The following is a 19207-nucleotide window of genomic DNA, read 5'->3' on the forward strand; positions in this document are numbered from 1 at the left end:
CTTACTGCAAATAACGAACCGTTCATAGCAGTTGCTTTTACGAGAAATAACGCCAATGTAAAGCAGTTTTACCCTGCCTTAAACCGTCCTAAGGGCGTCTAGAAACCGACAAAGCTATGCTAGTCGGTACAACGGAGGCTTCCTCTGAAGTTGCTAGCTACGCAAAGCGAGGAGCTAACGCGCTTCTTTTAAAGGAGAAGCCTTCGTTCAGACTTTTTTCCGTACAGTGTTTACTCCCCCTTAGAACTTTTCGCAAAATCAAAATTCAGAAATACTATCTGGATTATCTGGGTAAGCATCTTGGCTATTGAATGGATTTAATTAGAGCTTTGACAACAATTGCCAAAATTGGGGATGGCAATAGATTGCTAACCCCTGTGTCTGGCGAAACCCTATTTAGAACTAACAGATTTTATAAAGCGTTCAGCTTGACATGAGACTGCAAATTTAATCTAAAATCTCAAATCTAAAATCACTTAATTCCTTGGTGTACGTCTGTTGCGGAGAAAATCAGGTATATCCAATCCAGGTTTTTCTTTTGGTTCTGGAATAGGTGTTGGAGTTGGGGTTGAAGGATTAACTGTGGGTTGCTGTGTTGCTGGTCGTTTTGACGTAGGCGCTACCCTAACATTAGCGGCGTTTTGTTGTGGCGCTGCTTGCACTTCACCTGTAAATCCAGTAGCAATTACGGTAATTCTCACTTCACCCTGGAGCCTATCATCAATTACGGCACCAAAAATAATATTAGCGTTGGGATCAACCACTTCATAGATTGCTTCTGCTGCGGCATTCACCTCGTGCAGAGTCAGGTCAGTACCACCAGTAATATTAAAGACAACTCCTCTGGCTCCTTCAATAGAACTTTCTAACAAAGGCGAAGAAATAGCTGCGATCGCCGCTTCTCTGGCTCTAGATTTCCCAGAACTGACGCCAATCCCCATCAATGCCGACCCTGCATCTGCCATTACAGCTCTGACATCGGCAAAGTCAACGTTTACCAATCCAGGAATCGTAATGATATCAGAAATTCCTTGTACGCCTTGACGCAGCACATCATCTGCATAGCGAAAAGCTTCCTGTACAGGCGTTTGCTCAGGGATTACTTCTAGCAGCTTATTGTTAGGGATAATAATCAGTGTATCTACCCTACTTTTTAGCCCTTCAATGCCTTGTTCTGCTTGGCTAGTACGGCGGCGTCCTTCAAATACAAATGGACGTGTGACTACACCAACTGTAAGAGCGCCCATTTCTTTTGCTACTTCTGCCACAATCGGAGCTGCACCTGTTCCGGTACCACCTCCCATCCCAGCTGTGATAAATACTAAATCTGCACCCTCTAAAGCTGTGGCAATTTCATCTCGTGATTCTTCAGCTGCTTTTTGACCAATAGCAGGATTACCACCTGCACCTAAACCCCGCGTCAGTTTCTGCCCAATTTGCAATCTGCTGGGAGCGCCAGCTAAGGTAAGGGCTTGGGCATCAGTATTAATTGACCAAAACTCAACTCCAGAAACATCAGACTCGATCATGCGGTTAACGGCATTGCCACCGCCGCCACCTACACCAATTACTTTGATGTTAGCGACTCGACCAGGAACTATCTCGCCAATTCGGCTATTTTCAACAGGAATCTTTTTATTATCGTGATTTTGTCCGAAGTTCAACCCAGAATTATTAAAGGGATTGGTCGAGTTAGCTGCCAGAGAGAACCCTGGCTGCCCCACAGATTGGGAATTTTTATAGGTAAGCTCTTGGTTATTATCAAGTGTCATTGGATTCAGAAAGGTAGATAAACGACTTTTTCAGGTGTGATTCACCTAAGAGTCAACTATAGTTTGACACGCCACAATCTATGGCATTGTTCTTTATTGTTCTTTCTACTGCCAACCATAACAGGATTAGCAGTCGGAAAATTTAGTCTGACATCAGTCTTTAACCCAGCGGCTCGGTCAGCTAATTTTACGGAAGTATACTTACATCGATCTAAAAGTGAACTGTAAAACTTCAAGCACATCTTTATTACTTCAGTGCTATGTTGCTCATTAGGTTCATTATCCTTTTCGCATTTCCAATTGCCTCCCTTCCTTTGTACCAGTGATTTAAATTGGTCATTAATTTTACTACTAACAGTATTGGTTGTTTTGAGTTTAACTGCCACATATTCAGTATTTATCTTGTATAATTTGCACTCTTCTAAAAAAGAAAAATGCAATTTCAAGTCATTCTGTCTGTGTTTGTAGTTAAACCTTGTTGCAAAATTTAAGTAACTAAGTATACACTTAATCCCAGTAATATTTTCAATAAATTCAAAATTATTAATGGATGACGTAGCTTGTATAAACGCTCTATGGTGCGTCTTGTATGCCTTAATAATATTGTTAATAGGTTTTACCATTAGAAATAATTGCAACTAAATACACCAAAATTACCCTCTATTTACTTATCTTTAGGCTTGAAGTAAAGCAGAATTTACTTGTCAGACTATAGCTGATAAATTTGTTGTTTGGTGAGAATCTAAGGACATTGTGTAGGAGCAATATTTTATCCTATGGGAACTCCTAGCAGTCTTGTCAATAAACCAAGAGTTTTAAAGACGTTTCGCACGTTAAACATCATCATTAGATTCTCTAACATTCTGCACTCTATCACTAGATGCTAGAGTAACCATTAAAGAGCTATGGCTTTTGAACAAGATTCTATGATTGGTTTGATCATTTTAATTAGAAGTTAATGTCGATTTTTTGGTAGGTTTCTGGAAAATTGAAAATAATAAATATACTTATCAGCATAAAGCTTATTTATTTACTTGTAGGAATTCATACATTAAGCGCCCTAGAGTTTTTTCAAGTTTTTAGGAGTTAACTTTCGGTTTTGTTGGTTCACTTGTACTAATGGAGTTTCCAGATTTTTTAGATCAATATACTCTATTTGACTGGAATTAATTTTTGCTGGTAAATGGCGCATTTGGGCAAGTACTTTGATTTTGTCAGGTAGCTGGGGGTCTGGAACACCAAGATAGACAGTTCCTAGTTCTGTTTTCAACATTAAATTCGCTGGATCTTGGCAATTAATTTCTGCAACTTTCACAGAACTCTCGCTGATAGCTTGATAAAGTTGAGGCCAGTAGTGACGGTATTGTTGTGGCAATCCAATAACTTTGAGAGTGGGAAATTTTGCCGTGGGATTCAATGATTTATATCTTGCTAAAGGCATCCAAACTCCACTTGCATCTAGTAAACCTACAGCTACTTGTTTATTGCTAGAGCGTTGATTTTGTACAGTATATGCTTGAGTTATCGCTACAGGTACTCTTTCTTGAAGTTCAATGATTAGTCCAGGAGGAAATAGACGACGGCTAACAGTCGCTTGTGCAATAGTTGGTTGTTTCTTCAAAGATTCGGCGATCGCAGACGGTTGAATCCGCCATAAAGACTGGGGATAGGATAGCACCACTAGTGATTGAATCGCATCATCCGACAGTAATTGATTGCCTGATTTGATCACTATTTGTTTGGGAGTATTTAGCACCCAGATTGGTTGGATTGCTATCCATAGCAATCCACCTGCCAACCCACTAATCGCAAAGGTTCGCCAAATCGCCTGGATAATTTTCATCTGCCGCTGCCGACGTAAGTTCTTACGGCGCTGGGCTAAATCTGTGCGGGAAACTGATACTATGTCAGCCATTCAAACCCCTTCCTAGTTTCAGTTCAATTCTTTAACACGCTCGTATGATCATTTAATTACTCGTATGATCATTTAATTATTAGTAAACCTTGTTGGCATATTTTTGCCACTCTATCTCAGGATTTTTTCACTTTTATTAGCACACTATGAGTAGCCACAAAAGTATTGTGGCGCTAGTAACTCTTCTTAATTAAAGCTTTTTGGGTTTACTTTTAACCGACTATAGCTTTTCGACGGTGGGATAATAGTTCATACCTACGAAAAGAGCTACAACGCAGTTACTGACAAAATTACCACAATCTAAATACAGCTTTTTAACTAGCTCACAGTAGTGATGAAGGCTAGCTGCAAAGGCAAAAGTTGCATCGAATCAAAACTTATTCACCAAAATTTCTTCTTTCACAAGGATGAATAACAAAAAATGTAGCCAAACCCCATAGTAGTAAGCTTGTTAATGATTCAGCGGTAATGAGAAATTTTTTAGCAATTACAAAATATTAAGTTCTGCTGAAGTAAAATTCAAAAAAGTCTCAGCAAATATACTGAATATTATTCAATACATGACTATTTACTGTATCCCTTGCTAGAATTAACACAAGTCCTCGCTGATCAGCTATGCAAACTGAGCATTAGTCATCTTAGTAGCTTTTTGATAAATTGGCTTAGCCGTCTGGGTTTGTGCTAAGTCAAATACAAGCTACAGATTGTCAAAATCTCAACAGCTGCTGTAAAAAGGACAAATATGCTTAATGTTATTAGGGTCAATTAAATCTCTACCACACCACTAACAGTTACTCATAGCAGGATAACTGCCACGAGTAGCGCCCTTCACAAGATTTAGGTAGCTTGTGAACTGTTCGTGTATATACATAGTGGTTAGAGATTTTTAGTATAAAAAATACTAATTAATTTGCATTTACAGAGACAATAATATATACACCTCTACATACATGAAAACGACACTAAATTTGTCACGTTTTTATAAAGCTTGTAATCCAAGCTACACGTTAAACATAAGTAACGTGTTAGATCGGCAGTACTACATAGATTTTGCTGACGTACGCGGTTGCAAGATTGTGGAAGAATTGCAACGTACAATTAGCCGCATTTCTCCGGATGAGCCAACCTGCCAGCTATTTACAGGTCACATTGGTTGTGGTAAATCAACAGAGTTGCAACGCCTCAAGGCAGAACTAGAATTGGCTGGATTTCATGTGGTTTATTTTGAGTCCAGTCAAGACTTAGACATGGCAGATATTGATGTCAGCGACATTTTGTTGAGTGTAGCCCGGCAAGTAAGCATCAGTTTAGAAGCTATTGGCATCAAACTCAAACCTAGTTACTTTACCAATTTGTTTAAAGAAGTAGGCGATTTTTTGCAAACTCCTATAGAGCTTTCTGGACAAGCAGAGTTGTCTTTGGGTATTGCCAAAATTACTGCCAAAACTAAAGATAGCGCTCAGATGCGTAATCAACTGAGACAATATCTGGAACCACGTACTAATAGTATTTTGCAAGCAATTAATGAAGAGATATTAGAAAAAGCTGTTGAACAGCTAAAGCTGAGGGGTCAAAAAGGACTGGTTGTGATTGTAGATAACTTAGATCGAGTGGATATGCGTCCTGTTGCCTCCGGGCGATCGCAACCAGAATATCTCTTCATCGACCGAGGCGAACAGTTACGCCGACTCAAATGCCACCTAGTTTACACAATCCCCTTAGCTTTAATTTTCTCGAACGAATACGAGACACTAAAAAATCGTCTAGGGGGAGGCATTGCCCCTAAAGTACTACCAATGGTGCTGGTGCGGCAAAGAGATGGTAGCGATTACGAACCGGGAATTTCACTACTACGCCAGTTAGTCCTAGCAAGAGCTTTTCCTGAAGTTTCTTGGAATGAAAGACTATCGCTAGTTACAGAGTTATTCGATCACGCCGAAACCTTAGATCGTATATGCCGCGTTAGTGGTGGCCATATTCGTAATCTATTAGGTTTGCTCTATAGCTGCCTGCAACGACAAGATCCTCCTTTTTCGAGAAACTGCTTGGAAGCCGTAATTAAGGACTACCGCGATGATCTCTTATTGGCTATTGATGAATACCAATGGGAATTGTTGTTTGAAGTAGTGCAGCAACAGAGAGTTAAAGGCGAGTCTGACTATCAGAGTTTACTGCGAAGTATGTACCTGTTTGAATACCGTGATCCTATAGGACGTTGGTTTGGGATCAGCCCAGCATTATCAGAAACAGAAAAAGTTCTCGCTTGGCAGCAAAAAAAGTAGAAATCTGAGAGTTTCAAAAGTAAAAATAAAAAATTCAAAAAATCTTTAATTTTAAATTTCTGATAATTAGGAATTTTGAATTAGAGTGGAAACGGCTAGAGAGTATCTTTAGTCAAAATAGTTATATCCATAAGGTATGAGCCATGAGAAATAAGATTTTAAAAAGCTCATAATTTCCTTGTGATTTTTGGTGTGATGTTTTTCTTTCCTTTCAATCTCAATTTTTACTTATGACAATCTGGCAACTTACAGGAGAGATCGCCACCGAAAATCAGCATGCTCTGCAAAGGCTGATTCGAGCGATCGCACTTTCGCAAGGTCAATTTTCCCTAATTCTAGTTCGGTGTAATTATGGGCAATTACGTGAGCAAATGTTAGAAAATATTCGCTCAACTACCAAAGATATTAATTTAAAAGGAATTGTTCTTGATCCATCAACTAAAACTTTACATAGCACAATAATCTCAGAATTATTTTTAGATAATCCTGTTGTCATCACAGATTCTTTGCCATCAGCTGTAATGGTTTTGGGGCTAGAGTCAATTATTCATATTGAAGACTTACTTACTACCATCAACCAAGCGCGAGATATATATGCCACCACTTTTCGGTTTCCACTGGTCTTATGGCTACAAGATGAAGTGGCTTCATTGCTTTCTCGATTAGCACCCGATTTTAAAAGTTGGGCTGCTACGACTATTAAATTTGAAATGGCAAAAGTAGATTTAATTACTTTGATCCGTCAAGAGGTAGAATCTATTTTTACTAAAGTTTTAGATGTAGGCGCAGAAAAATTTTTATCTAATGCCTCTCTAGAATTAGATCCAAAATCCCAACATCGTCACGAAATAGAATCAGCCCGTAATGATTTACTGCGCCTATATGCTGTCAAATTAGATCCAGGGTTAGAAGCTAGTTTAGAAGTTGTATTAGGGCGAGATAAATATGCAAATGATCAAATTAATGGTGCTTTAGCTCATTATCAAAGAAGCCTAGCATTGTGGCAGCAGAACACAAGAAGAGTAGAGTGGGAACGTAGGAGAATGGGAGAGTGGGAGGCAGAGAAAGTAGAAGAAATAAGTGAACAATTACTCTTGTCTCTTCCTCCTTTTGTTCCCTCCTCTTCTTTACTTTGGCAAGCTATTGTATTATTCCACCTGGGACTGTGTTATCGCCGAATGGCAGACTTACATCAGAGTGGTAACAATAGTTATTGGCAGCCGGCTCTGTCGTGGTTTAAGCAATGCTTGGAGGTATTAGAGGAGGCACAAAGAGAAGATTTAGTTGCCAAATTTATTTTGCCTGTTTGTGAAATTCTCCAACGTTTACAAGCTTGGAAAGAGTTAAAAGAATTAGCTCAAAAGTCATTACAGCTACATAAAATTTATGGAACTCGAACACAAGTTGCTCAAGATTATGGATTTTTAGGATATGTTGCCGCTTCTGAGTCAAATTGGATTCAAGCTCATGAATTAGCGAATACGGCGCTTTCTATTTCAGAAATAGCAACAGAAGTTTCTCTGCGAGACGCTTTGCGAACACGGCAACAGGAAAGTTGGTATTTATTATTATTGGCACGTACCCAGAGGCATTTAGGTGAGTGGGAAGAAGCTATTAATAACCTAGAGTGGGCGAGAATAGTTTGTGAGCTACAACATGAACCATCGCTCTACTTAGAAATTTTAGAGGAGTTGCGATCGCTTTACTTTGTTGAGCGTCATGACTATATAGAAGCCTTTAACCTTAAGCAAGAGAAAATTCAAATAGAACATCAGTATGGCTTTCGTGCCTTCATCGGGGCAAGTCAATTGCAACCACAGCGTTCTAGAATTAACCCAGTCTTAGATTCACAAAAAACACCTTTTATTACTGAGGAAACTGCTCAAGAAATATCTGCTTCTGGACGACGCCAAGATGTCAATCGCTTGATTGAAAGAATTACCCGTGCTGACTACAAACTTACAGTTATTCATGGTTCATCAGGCGTTGGGAAAAGTTCTGTTCTCAAAGCTGGTTTAGTCCCAGCTTTGAAAACCAAAGTAATTGGGGAACGTATTCCTATACCCATTGTTTTATCTGTTTACACTGATTGGGTTGGAGCTTTGGGAAATAGTGTTAATCAAGCACTAGCACACGCGGAAATATCTATCTCTACAGAAATTACACCTACTGTAATAAGTGAAAATCTCCGCTTATTAACCGAACGTAATCATATAATAGTTATTATTTTTGATCAGTTTGAAGAATTTTTCTTTATAAGTAAATCTCCCGCCAATAAAATTAAATTTTATAACTTTTTTACTGAATGTTTAAATATACCCTTTGTTAAAATAATTTTATCATTAAGGGAAGATTATTTACATTATTTATTAGAGTTCGAACGCTTAAATAGAGAAAATAATAATAAAGTATATGATTTAGGCGTAATTAATAAAAATGTTCTCGATAAGGATATTCGCTATTACTTAGGAAAATTCTCCAGTCAAGATGCAAGAAGTGTAATTCGGAGTCTTACTCAACGTTCTCATTATGAACTCAGTAAGGAATTAATTAATAAACTAGTACAGGATTTGGCAGGAGAACTAGATGAAGTACATCCGATTGAATTACAAATAGTCGGCGCTCAGCTACAAGCAGAAAACATTACCACATTGGAACAATATAAGCTTTGTGGTGGCTCGGAAAAACTTGTAGAACGCTGGCTTGAAGAAGTTATCAAAGACTGCGGGCAAGAAAATGAAGATTTAAGCTGGAAATTATTATTTGCGTTAACTGATGAAAAGGGTACACGACCGCTAAAAACGAAAACTGATTTAGTGGCTGCACTAGAAACTCATAACGATGATGCAATATCTGATTTTGACCCAGCTTGGGAATTGATTTTAGAAATTTTGGTTGGTTCAGGGTTAGTGTTACAAGTGCGGGAAGAATTAGGCGATCGCTACCAGTTGGTTCACGATTATTTAGTAGAACCAATTCGCCAAAAAAACAACTATGGCATGGTTGCTGAATTAGAAAAAGTCAGAATTGAAAAAAATAAAGCCGAAATAGCCCAAAAACTTAGTCAAGAACATCTTAATTTAGTGTTGCGACGACGGTTGCGAGAAGCACGTTTAGCGGGCGCATTATTGGCAGTTATGGGCGGGACAATAGCAGGGTTATGGTGGCAAGCTGATTTACAAAAAAGGGCTGCATTGCGCCAAACCATCCGAGCTGAACGCAGCGAAACTAACTTTAAAATTAGTGCGATCACTGGGGCTAGTGAAGCTTTGTTTGCTTCCAATAAAGAATTTGATGCCCTTTTAGAAAGTTTACGGGCTTGGAGAAAACTTAAACAGACAGACAAAGTTCAACCACAAACCCGAATGCGAGTTGTCACAGCCCTGCAACAAGCTATTTATGGAGTTACCGAAGTAAATCGCCTGGAAGGACACACTGATATTGTTTGGGGTGTAACTTTCAGCCCTGATGGTAAGTTGTTAGCATCTGGTAGCCGAGATCAGACAGTGAAACTTTGGCGTCCAAATGGCACTTTACTCCAAACCCTCAAAGGTCATACCGATGCCATTACCAGCGTGAATTTCAGTCCAGATGGCCAAAGCTTAGCTGCTGCCAGTCTTGATAAAACTGTGCAAATCTGGCACAAAAACCCAATAACAGGCGAATTTGACCCAAAACCATCTAAAACTCTGTTAGCAGGAGATTGGGTTTATAGTGTGAGTTTCAGTCCTGATGGAGAATTAGTAGCTACTGGCAGTAAGGATAAAACCATCAAAATTTGGCGCAACGACGGTAGCTTAGTCAAAATACTCAAGGGACATCAAGGATGGGTTAACTGGGTAAGCTTCAGTCCTGACAGCCAATACATCGCCTCAGCAAGCGAAGACAAGACAGTGAAAATCTGGCGACGAGACGGTAGCTTGGTTAAAACTTTGCAGGGGCATGAGCAGGGTGTGACTATGGTTACTTTCAGTCCTGATGGCAAGCTATTAGCTTCAACAGGTCAAGATAAAACAGTGAAACTGTGGCAACGAGAGCCTGATAGTAAAGATAATTGGGACTTTCATATTTATAAAACTTTACAACACCATACCAGCACAATTTGGAGTCTAAGTTTCAGTTCTGATGGTCAAAAGTTAGCTTCCGCCAGCGATGACAATACCATTGACATCTGGAGTAACACTGGCACATTACTCAAAACCTTAAAAGGACATAATGATGCTGTGACTAGTGTGGCTTTTAGTCCAGATAACAAATTGCTTGCTTCAGGAAGTTATGACAAAAGTGTCAAACTTTGGCGACTAGATACACCAACTTTACCCGTTCTTAAAGGGCATCAGGATCGAGTTTTGAGCGTTGCTTGGAGTCCTGATGGTCAAATGTTAGCTTCTGGTAGTCGTGATCGCACGGTGAAGCTTTGGCAAAGAGAAACTAACCACGGCGAGGTTACAACTCGACTCTACAAAACTCTGGTCGGCCATACAGATAGAGTTCCTAGTGTCAGTTTTGATCCAAAAGGTGAAATGCTGGTCTCAGGAAGTTATGACAAAACTCTCAAACTTTGGCGGCGTGATGGCACTTTACTCAAAACTCTTCAAGGGCATAGCGATAGTGTAATGAGTGTGAGTTTCAGCCCAGATGGCCAGTTATTAGCATCAGCAAGTAAAGACAAGACAGTAAAACTTTGGAATCGTCAAGGCAAGTTACTCAAAACCTTAATTGGCCATCAGGGTTGGGTGAATAGCGTGAATTTCAGCCCTGACGGTCAGGTTTTAGCTTCAGCTAGCGATGACAAAACTCTTAAACTTTGGCGGCGGGATGGTACTTTAATCAAAACTTTTACGCCCCATGACAGCTGGGTGTTAGGTGTAAGCTTTAGTCCTACTGATAACTTGCTAGCTTCTGCTAGCTGGGACAATACAGTGAGGTTGTGGCAGCGGGACGGTAAGTTGTTCAAAACATTGTTAAAGGGATACAGCGATAGCGTTAATGCTGTTACTTTCAGTCCCAATGGTGAACTCCTCGCCGCTGCCAATTGGGACAGTACAGTTAAACTTTGGAGCCGTGATGGTGAATTGATTAAAATTCTTAACGGACATCGCGCCCCAGTTTTAAGTGTCAGCTTTAGTCCAGATGGTCAAACACTAGCATCAGCTAGTGATGACAACACGATTATTCTCTGGAATTTGCATCTCGATAACTTGCTCTTTCGTAGTTGTAACTGGGTGGGTGATTACCTTAAGTACAACCGCAATGTCGAAGAGCGCGATCGCTCTATTTGTGATGACATACCCTCCAAGTGAATCGCTGAAGCCTAAATGAACAAACGCCCTCAGAGTTTATGATCTCAAAACTCAAAAAAAGTTTTGAGCTTAAAAATCACAAGAGCGATCGCTAGTCAACACCTCGTCGCTGTTTTCCTCAGTTGAGTCTTCTTGGAAATTCGCTAAAAAAGCTTGTATCCTCATGCGCTCAATATAAGGCCAGCCCCCCTCAGACTCAATATCTTTGAGTAGTGAGTACAGTTGTCGGCGATTACTAGGCAAACTTTCTTGAAAAGCCCCATCCCGAATCTCTCGGTGTAACTTCTCTAACTGCCGTAGCAAACTCAAAATAGCTATAGTATCCCCCTGACAGCTTTTAGCTGCATCATGTACTACACTTGCGATCGCCTGGATTTGACAGGATAATTGCCCAGATTCAGAACTTTTGTCGTTACTCATGCCGTCCTTTCCGTGTAAATAAGGTCAACTTAAATTTACCGGAGATTGTAAATTTTCCTTGTTTAACAGTCTTTATTCTTCAATTGTCACTCTACATCAACTGAAGAGGAAATGAAGCTTCTAGAGGGTTTTAGAGGGGTCTGGAGAGGTTTTTTTCGACTCCCAAGATAAAAACAACGGAACGCAGAAAGTGTGGGTTGTGGGTGAGGCAGGAAAATCTTCACTTCTAACTCCTAATTGTTAACTCCTGCGATCGCTTCTAAAACAAAGCAGTAACCTCTAGTAAAGCCTCCGTGTGAGCTAGAAGGGATCAAGAGGTTATTGAGCAAGACTACAGTACTTTGATTTTGAGTTAAAAAAAATCGTATGATCTGGCTGATTTCCCAATCGAACAATGATCTGTATGTAATGGCAATACATACATAATACAGACCGGCTTGGGCGACGCCGCTTTTGCCACAGGCAAAAGTCAAGCGGGAAGCAAACTCCTTCTTCACGCTCTTTAAGGTAAACACTTATGCCGCTCTGTACTAGGGCAGACTCATTCATGCGCCAAACTCTAACTAATACTGGCAACAGTAAAACTGCTGGTTTTTACTTTCCTAGTGACACACATCCAAAAAAAATGGATGCGGTGTGTTGTTTGATCTGGAGTTTACACTCTAGGCTCAAGAACGCGGCACCTTTAAGTACGTTTAGCAGAAAAAAGTTTGAGCAGCGGTGAGACAGCCCTGCTGAGAGACGTTTGAGTGGAGAAAGTCTCTACTCAAAACTTCGGGGAGAGTTTCCCTCCGGAGCTACTGCCGTTAGCGACGTAGGAGCATCACTCGTAAGGTTTTCCGTCTTCGCATAGCGTCTCCAAAGAAAATACCCCAAGAGCTTCCATCGAAGACACTCGTTGAGGTATAGACGTTCGGAGGGTAGCTTCTCGTGAGAGAATCAAAGTTTTGGTGCAGTTTTACAACTTAGATATTAATTTTTGAGATTGAGGTTGACCATGAGGTATCGCGCTGTAATTGTTGCATTCTTGGCATTGTGCCTTGGGCTACTAACTGCTTGTAGTGATGCTCCTGCCACTAGTGGTAGAGATGTACTCACTTACGAACAAATTCGAGGCACTGGTTTGGCTAACAAATGCCCCCAACTGGCAGAAACCAGCCGTGGTTCCATTCCCATTGATTCTAGCCAGTCCTACGCCATCAAAGAACTTTGCTTAGAACCAACTAATTTCTTTATCAAAGAAGAACCTGCCAATAAACGGCAAGAAGCAGAATTTGTTGCTGGCAAATTATTGACTAGATACACTTCCACTATTGACCAAGTACAAGGCGACCTGAAAATCAATGAAGATAAAAGTCTGACCTTTGTGGAAACAGATGGTCTTGACTTCCAAGCTATCACTGTACAACTACCTGGTGGTGAGCGAGTACCTTTCCTCTTCACCATCAAGAACTTGGTTGCCCAAACTCAACCTGGTTTAACTAGCATTAATACCTCGACTGACTTTGAAGGCGAGTTCAAAGTTCCTTCTTATCGTGGTGCTGCCTTCCTAGACCCTAAAGGTCGCGGTGTTGTTAGTGGCTATGATAATGCGGTGGCTCTCCCTGCCCAAGCAGATGATGAAGAACTTACCCGCACTAACGTCAAGCGTGCCGAAATTCTTAAAGGCAAGATTTCTCTGCAAGTAGCTAAGATAGATAACTCTAGTGGGGAAATTGCTGGTACTTTCGAGAGCGAACAACCATCTGACACCGATTTAGGTGCTGGTGAACCTAAAGAGGTCAAAATTCGCGGTCTATTCTATGCTCGCGTTGAACCATCTCGTGGCTAAAGCTTCTTGATTACTCCAACTGGCGCTAAGAACTAAAATTCTGGAAAGCATCAGGCTCTACTACAACAGTTAACTGCTTTGCCCCCATTTTTTAGGGGGCGAGTAGCTTTTTTACTCACTTAACTAACTAGTCATAGACCTAAGTGCAACAAAGGGCAAGCTGCCCTTTTTTTTATGGTTTTACGTAAAAATACATACTAATTTTTACATATTATTAGTAATTGCTCAATATTAGCTGAATCCCATTAGATAAAATACGTAATTCTACTGCTAGTAAAATTTTTCCTCTTATATATAGACTCAAAATTATTCTCGTTTTATTTATATAATTTATCCTCATTAATATTTAATTAAATTAAGTACAATCTCGGTTTGAGAATTACTCACTAATTTTATATTTTATTTCTATGTAGTTCTTTCTGAAGCGACAAGTCATTCTCAAGCTTAATAACATAAAAAACAATTTCGCGATTTAAATTTTGCTCAATAGTCAATCTACTTATGGCAATTTATATAGAAAAAATCGATTGTACGCCATAGGTTTCTTTCTGAAATATAACGTGATGTCTGACTGTTTATTTACTTGATAAACGCAGTGCTATGTCTACTACAATTACCAATGAATTGAAGCATGAGATTTGGCAGTTATTGCGAGAATACCAAGATTCCCGCACAGAAGCTGTTCGTAATCAACTGGTAAACCTAAATTTTGGATTAGTGAGAAAAGAAGCTCATTACTGGCTAAATCAATGCCATGAAAGCTACGATGATTTGCTTCAAGTCGGTTGTTTGGGCTTAATACGAGCTATTGAAAAATTTGAAATTTCCAAAGGACACGCCTTCAGTTCTTATGCTATTCCTTATATTCGAGGTGAAATTCAACACTACCTTCGAGATAAAGGTGTCACAGTGCGAATTCCTCGGCGATGGTTAGCACTGCAACAGCAGGCAATAGGAGTTACACGTTCTTTGCGGGAAAAGTACAATCGTCAACCAACCGACGTGGAATTAGCCGCAGCATTAGAAATTTCTCCTAACGAATGGCAAGAAATTAAATTAGCATGGGTCAATCGCGCTCCTTTGAGCCTAGATGTACCAATACAGGACGGAGAAGAAGGAGCTACTTGTTTAGGAGAATTAGTTCCAGATCCTCACTATCGCAGCTTTCAATTAGCACAAGAAGACCAACTTCGCCTTCAACAAGGGCTAGTTCAGTTGGAACAACGCACCCGCGAAGTGTTGGAATGTGTTTTTTTACATGATTTAACACAAAAACAAGTGGCAGAACATCTGGGGATTAGTGTAGTAACAGTTTCCCGTAGAGTTAAAAAAGGCTTGGATTTGTTGAAAAATATCATGTGTGTCGCAGATGATTAACTACCAAGCAACTGAAGCCGCAGTTATGCTTAACTGAGAGTGCTAAAAATAACCCTTGAAATGTATAAAATTTAAGTTATAAAGGGAACAGACTTCGCCTTTGATACAAATTTTAGGCAGGTTGATTTCCACAAGCACATTTTTCAATGCTTTTAAGAACGGCTCATGGGCAGAAATTCAAAAATTGCAGTTGCAGCCATTTTAACTCTCGCGATCGCTGGATGTGCTTCTGAAGACACACCACAAGTGATTAATCCGACACCAATTCCTAAAACGGCAGCAAAGTCGCCACCAGCGACTCAAACCTTTAAAAATCCAGTAGTGCCTGCCAAACAGATTCCCCAAGTTCCTGCTGCAAATGTTGGCTTGATTCAATCCACTAATGCTACAGAACGGATAGTTGTGGTGCAAAAAGGGCGAACTGACCCGTTCGCACAACTCTTTGGACAAACGGTTGCTGTGACTCCTAACAATACAGGTGCAAGACCTGTTCCTGTGTTACCTCAGCTACCAACCGCATCGACAGCGGGGCTAAAAACGGCAATCAACAGCACATCTCAGAATCAACAAAAAAATAAACCTGCTGCTGTACGGATAGCAAAAAAGCCGGGCTTACCTACAGTTCTACCTAAAGTTTTACCTCAAGTTCTCCCCAATCCTAGTTTGGTATCTGTATTACCACCACCAGCACAACCTGAGTTAGCAAAGGCAGTTTTTGTGAGTGGTGTAGTTCTAATTGGTAGTGAACCCCAAGCAATTATCAAAGTACCAAATGAGCCAACGAGTCGATATGTAGAAGCAGGACAGCGATTAGCAAATGGCGTTTTAGTTAAACGTATTGAAATGAATGAAGGCTATAATCCTACCGTGGTTCTGGAACAATATGGAATTGAAGTTGCTAAAACGGTAGGGGAAGCACCTGTCAACACAGCACCTTCAGCTTCAAATGCTAGCAATAACCCTATTTCTATGGTCACGCCACTCTAAAATTTTATAAGTGGTGGAAGTGGTAAAACTTGATCAAGATGGAAACTAAGGAAAAAATTGAATTGGCTGGTTTGCCTTTAGCGGTCTATCGAGAGATGGCCGCTCATTTACGTCAAGTGGAAGGGGTAGAAGTGGATTTGATTCCCCAGTCATCTCAGCAGTTTGATTACAGTCAAAGTCAAATTAGTGGCTTGTGGATATTATGGACAGCAAGCTCTGGTTCAGAAAGCCGGGAACGCGTTAGTGAAATTTTGGCTTACTATCAAAATTGCTATGGTGTTTCAAGTAAGTGATGTAATTATAAATTGCTGGGTTAAACTTGCAAGCAAGCTAATGCAAAATATTACTCAGCGGCTCTTCGGTGTGGGCATCACATACAATGGAACACTGGCAATTTCTGATACAGAAACAGGACGCTCGCTCTTGGCATCTCCTGGAATGGCCAAATTTAGAAATTTTGGAAGGTGAGTATAGAGTTTTGGCTCGTTCTCACCTTCCTAATACAGATGTGGAAGTGCGGATTACCTACTCCTCAACCCAGGAAGTTCCACCAAAACGGCGAATTTTTAAGCGATCGCGTCGCACGAACACAGAAGGTTTAATGGCGGTAATTCCCTTTACTTACTTCAAGCCAGGAGTTTGGGAATTTCGCTGCTACTGCGATTTAATGTCGGAACTGGTTGGTGAAGCTTGGCAACACAGCGTCCAAGTGCAGGTTTTGCCGCAAAAAACAGAGAAGGAGAATCTAGAATCTAATCCTGCTTTTGACACTACCATTCAATCACCCGAACAACCGAATACTATTTCTGATGCTAATTTTATATCCACCGTCCCAGTAGAACCCGTTATCCTAAATAAAGCTATTTCTCTCCCTAGACAACTAGTAATTGCTACTCAACAGCTATCTGAGAACAAAGAAAATAAAGAAGATACAGTTATCGATCAGCCTGTTAGGCCTGTTTGGCTTAAAGGTGAGACGGCAGAACAAATTTTACAAAACTTAATAGAATTAGCTTTCCCTGCCTCTGAGCTTCTGCCGGAGAATCAAACTGTTAGAGATTTTTCAGCAATACAACCACCGCCACCATTACTGCTAACTTTGGCAAAGGAAACTTACATTGCTCATTGGGGGCAAACTCTCAAAGTTGAAGGAAACGTAGAATTAAAAGACAAGACGAATCTAGATGCAGCTGAGATATCAGCCTTAAACAGCCTTTGTGCGCTTGAACTAAGAATTGACTTGCGCTCACCCCTAAAGTCGGAAATACTCACCCAAGTGCGGCAAAGCTTACCAGATCAGGTATTGCCTTTCACTATTAACACCTCAATTGATATTCCTGCTGAGTGCAAATCTAAGCTGATTTTGGCAGATATTAGTTTGTATGGTGGACTCGCTAATGTTAATGAAGTTATTTTAGCTAGTCAGTCCTTCACTATCACAGCGAATGTGACAGAATTACTGACAATCACAGCCGCAGCAAAATCTAGTACATCTAATCTGTTAGCTGACCCTAACGGAGTGTCGACGCCGCCAAATATTGAGACAGAGTCAGAGCCGGCTTTTAGCCTTGATTTAAAACTTTTCAATCTGGTCAAAACTCGAAAGCCAGATCAGTCATTGATATTTAATCCATCCCCAAATAAACCCCTGCCACCACAAATTAACTTGCAAGTTCTGCGAGAAGCAACCTTACGGGCGGCTACGTTGAAGGATTCAGATGAGACGCCGCAATTGCCGAAGTTACCTGCTCCTGTGCAAACTAATGCAATTGAGCAAAGCGCAGTGCTAAAGGCGATCGCCGCCGCAGATGATCAAGCGATCGTTACTACTGCTATTGCAGAACTACCTGCTCTGGAAGAGCCTGTAGAAAAAGCTCCTCCTATGGCTGCCATCAACTTGGAGCAGTTACTTATCAAACATCGGCGAGTTCCAAAGGTAGATGTTACTTTTCGATATTTGAGACGACTCAAAGCTTTGCCAACTCAGGCAGAAGAAGTAGAAGACAATGCGACAGATAGGTTAAAATCTCAAGATATTGAAGATTTTCAGCCTTTCAATGTAAATGTAGTTGAAGATGAAAATGCACCTCAATTAAGTTCACTTGAATTCGCAGCAGACGAAGCACAATCTCAGGAAGAGTCTGTTGCTGAAATAGCCCAGTCGAGTGCAGAATTCATTGAAGAGTCGATTGCTCAAGTGGTAGTGCAACCGAGTACAGAATTCAACGATGAAACTGTTACCGAATTGGTAGCCCAGCCTAGTGGATTACTCTCCACAGCAGGTAACCGAGCATCCCCCTTGATTAGGAAGTGGATGCAGAGTCAAGGCTATTCTTTGCCGGAATCTGTTAATAAGCAGTACGAAACTTCTTTCTCAGTTCAACAGACGCCTCTGTCTGGAAATGCTGAAGCTCGGAGTACTGATGTCAATTTGCCATTACAACTAGATACTGACACAGGTATATCGCTTGAGCAGACGCCCCTATCAGGAAGCGCTGAAACTCCGAGTATTGATGTGAACTTGCTAGATACTGAAACGGAAGTTAATACAGATGCACACAGAAGTCTGAGTAGCGAAAGCCCCGATTCAGAACTTCAAGAGATAGCCAAAGAAGAGAATATAGAAGTAGAGCTAAACACGGAGATAAAAAATATACGAGAGGAAGCCTCCTTGCCATCTCATCCATTACCAGAACTACCGTTTGACCTTCCTATTAAGACACTATCAGCTTGGTTAGCGCAAGAAATCGTTGTAGATGATACATACAGTGAGCCAGAAGCCGATACGACAAGGAATCAAGCGTCTGAGGAAGAGCAATTCTTATCAGATTTATCCCTTTCTCTGCCTACGACTGCGGCAATTATCAAGCCTTTACCAATTCCACAGCTGCATTTACCAGATGGCGAATTACCGGCTGGCAAGTCTGTAAGAGTGCGTGTAGAACTGCCTGACGTACCTCCGCAAGTTGTTGTTAAACTATGGGTCGAGGATTACCAAACTCGCTGGTTGCTAGATGGGCCCCATTTGCTGAAAAATTTGCTGCCTAATTCTCAGGGAGGGGTGGAAGTGTTGACACAATTAAATATTCCGTTTGGCTGCTTGGAAATTCGCGTAGAGGCGATCGCTCTTGATCCAATAAGCAAACAGGAGAGCCATAAAGTCACAATCGTGCGGACTGTGATTCCTCCAGATTTACCGACCTTGCAGATCGATGAATTAATGGGTATGTGAATATGACCCAAACAGAGGCTGTGTTAAAAATATGCAAGAATTTCAAAAACTTGGCAGGATTTGCAGTAAGCTCATCTTGAATTGTAGT

General features: G+C 40.7%; 11 protein-coding genes. 7 read left to right on the top strand and 4 right to left on the bottom strand.

All coding sequences use genetic code 11. The annotated features are described in order from the left end of the window. Window positions 1-476 precede the first annotated feature (476 nt). From ftsZ to WKK05_RS33585, 3 genes are all read right to left on the bottom strand, one after another. Complete coding sequence (ftsZ, locus tag WKK05_RS33575; RefSeq protein WP_341527292.1) at window positions 477-1772, bottom strand: cell division protein FtsZ; 1296 nt, start codon at window positions 1770-1772, stop codon at window positions 477-479. 56 nt (window positions 1773-1828) lie between these two features. Beyond that, window positions 1829-2395 (bottom strand): hypothetical protein, encoded by a 567-nt coding sequence (locus tag WKK05_RS33580; RefSeq protein WP_341527293.1) that lies wholly within the window; start codon window positions 2393-2395, stop codon window positions 1829-1831. Between the two features lie 437 nt (window positions 2396-2832). After that, entirely contained in the window at window positions 2833-3687 is an 855-nt protein-coding gene (locus tag WKK05_RS33585) for an FtsQ-type POTRA domain-containing protein (RefSeq protein WP_341527294.1), read from the bottom strand. A 950-nt stretch (window positions 3688-4637) separates the two neighbouring features. On the opposite strand from WKK05_RS33585, the gene WKK05_RS33590 reads away from it, so the two are divergent. Together WKK05_RS33590 and WKK05_RS33595 are read left to right on the top strand one after the other, a co-directional pair. Beyond that, window positions 4638-5969, top strand: coding sequence for a P-loop NTPase fold protein (locus WKK05_RS33590; protein ID WP_341527295.1), 1332 nt, complete (start codon window positions 4638-4640; stop codon window positions 5967-5969). Window positions 5970-6199: 230 nt separating this feature from the next. Beyond that, window positions 6200-11272, top strand: coding sequence for a hypothetical protein (locus WKK05_RS33595; protein ID WP_341527296.1), 5073 nt, complete (start codon window positions 6200-6202; stop codon window positions 11270-11272). Window positions 11273-11341: 69 nt separating this feature from the next. On the opposite strand, the gene WKK05_RS33600 is transcribed toward WKK05_RS33595, so the two are convergent. Beyond that, on the bottom strand, window positions 11342-11692 hold the full coding sequence (locus WKK05_RS33600) for a hypothetical protein (protein WP_341527297.1): 351 nt from the start codon (window positions 11690-11692) through the stop codon (window positions 11342-11344). Window positions 11693-12689: 997 nt separating this feature from the next. Here WKK05_RS33600 and WKK05_RS33605 point away from each other — a divergent pair. The 5 genes from WKK05_RS33605 (at window position 12690) to WKK05_RS33625 (ending at window position 19119) form a co-directional block, all read left to right on the top strand. Further along, the gene (locus tag WKK05_RS33605) at window positions 12690-13523 is read left to right on the top strand and encodes a photosystem II manganese-stabilizing polypeptide (protein WP_341527298.1); all 834 of its coding nucleotides are present in this window, start codon (window positions 12690-12692) and stop codon (window positions 13521-13523) included. A 600-nt stretch (window positions 13524-14123) separates the two neighbouring features. Beyond that, entirely contained in the window at window positions 14124-14900 is a 777-nt protein-coding gene (locus WKK05_RS33610) for an RNA polymerase sigma factor SigF (RefSeq protein ID WP_341527299.1), read from the top strand. A gap of 165 nt (window positions 14901-15065) precedes the next feature. Next, entirely contained in the window at window positions 15066-15887 is an 822-nt protein-coding gene (locus WKK05_RS33615) for a hypothetical protein (protein ID WP_341527300.1), read from the top strand. Window positions 15888-15925: 38 nt separating this feature from the next. Further along, window positions 15926-16180, top strand: a complete 255-nt coding sequence (locus WKK05_RS33620) for a hypothetical protein (RefSeq protein ID WP_341527301.1) — start codon at window positions 15926-15928, stop codon at window positions 16178-16180. A gap of 86 nt (window positions 16181-16266) precedes the next feature. Next, window positions 16267-19119, top strand: coding sequence for a hypothetical protein (locus WKK05_RS33625; protein ID WP_341527302.1), 2853 nt, complete (start codon window positions 16267-16269; stop codon window positions 19117-19119). Window positions 19120-19207: the final 88 nt, after the last annotated feature.

It is taken from the genome of Nostoc sp. UHCC 0302, from assembly GCF_038096175.1.
Classification (GTDB): domain Bacteria; phylum Cyanobacteriota; class Cyanobacteriia; order Cyanobacteriales; family Nostocaceae; genus UHCC-0302.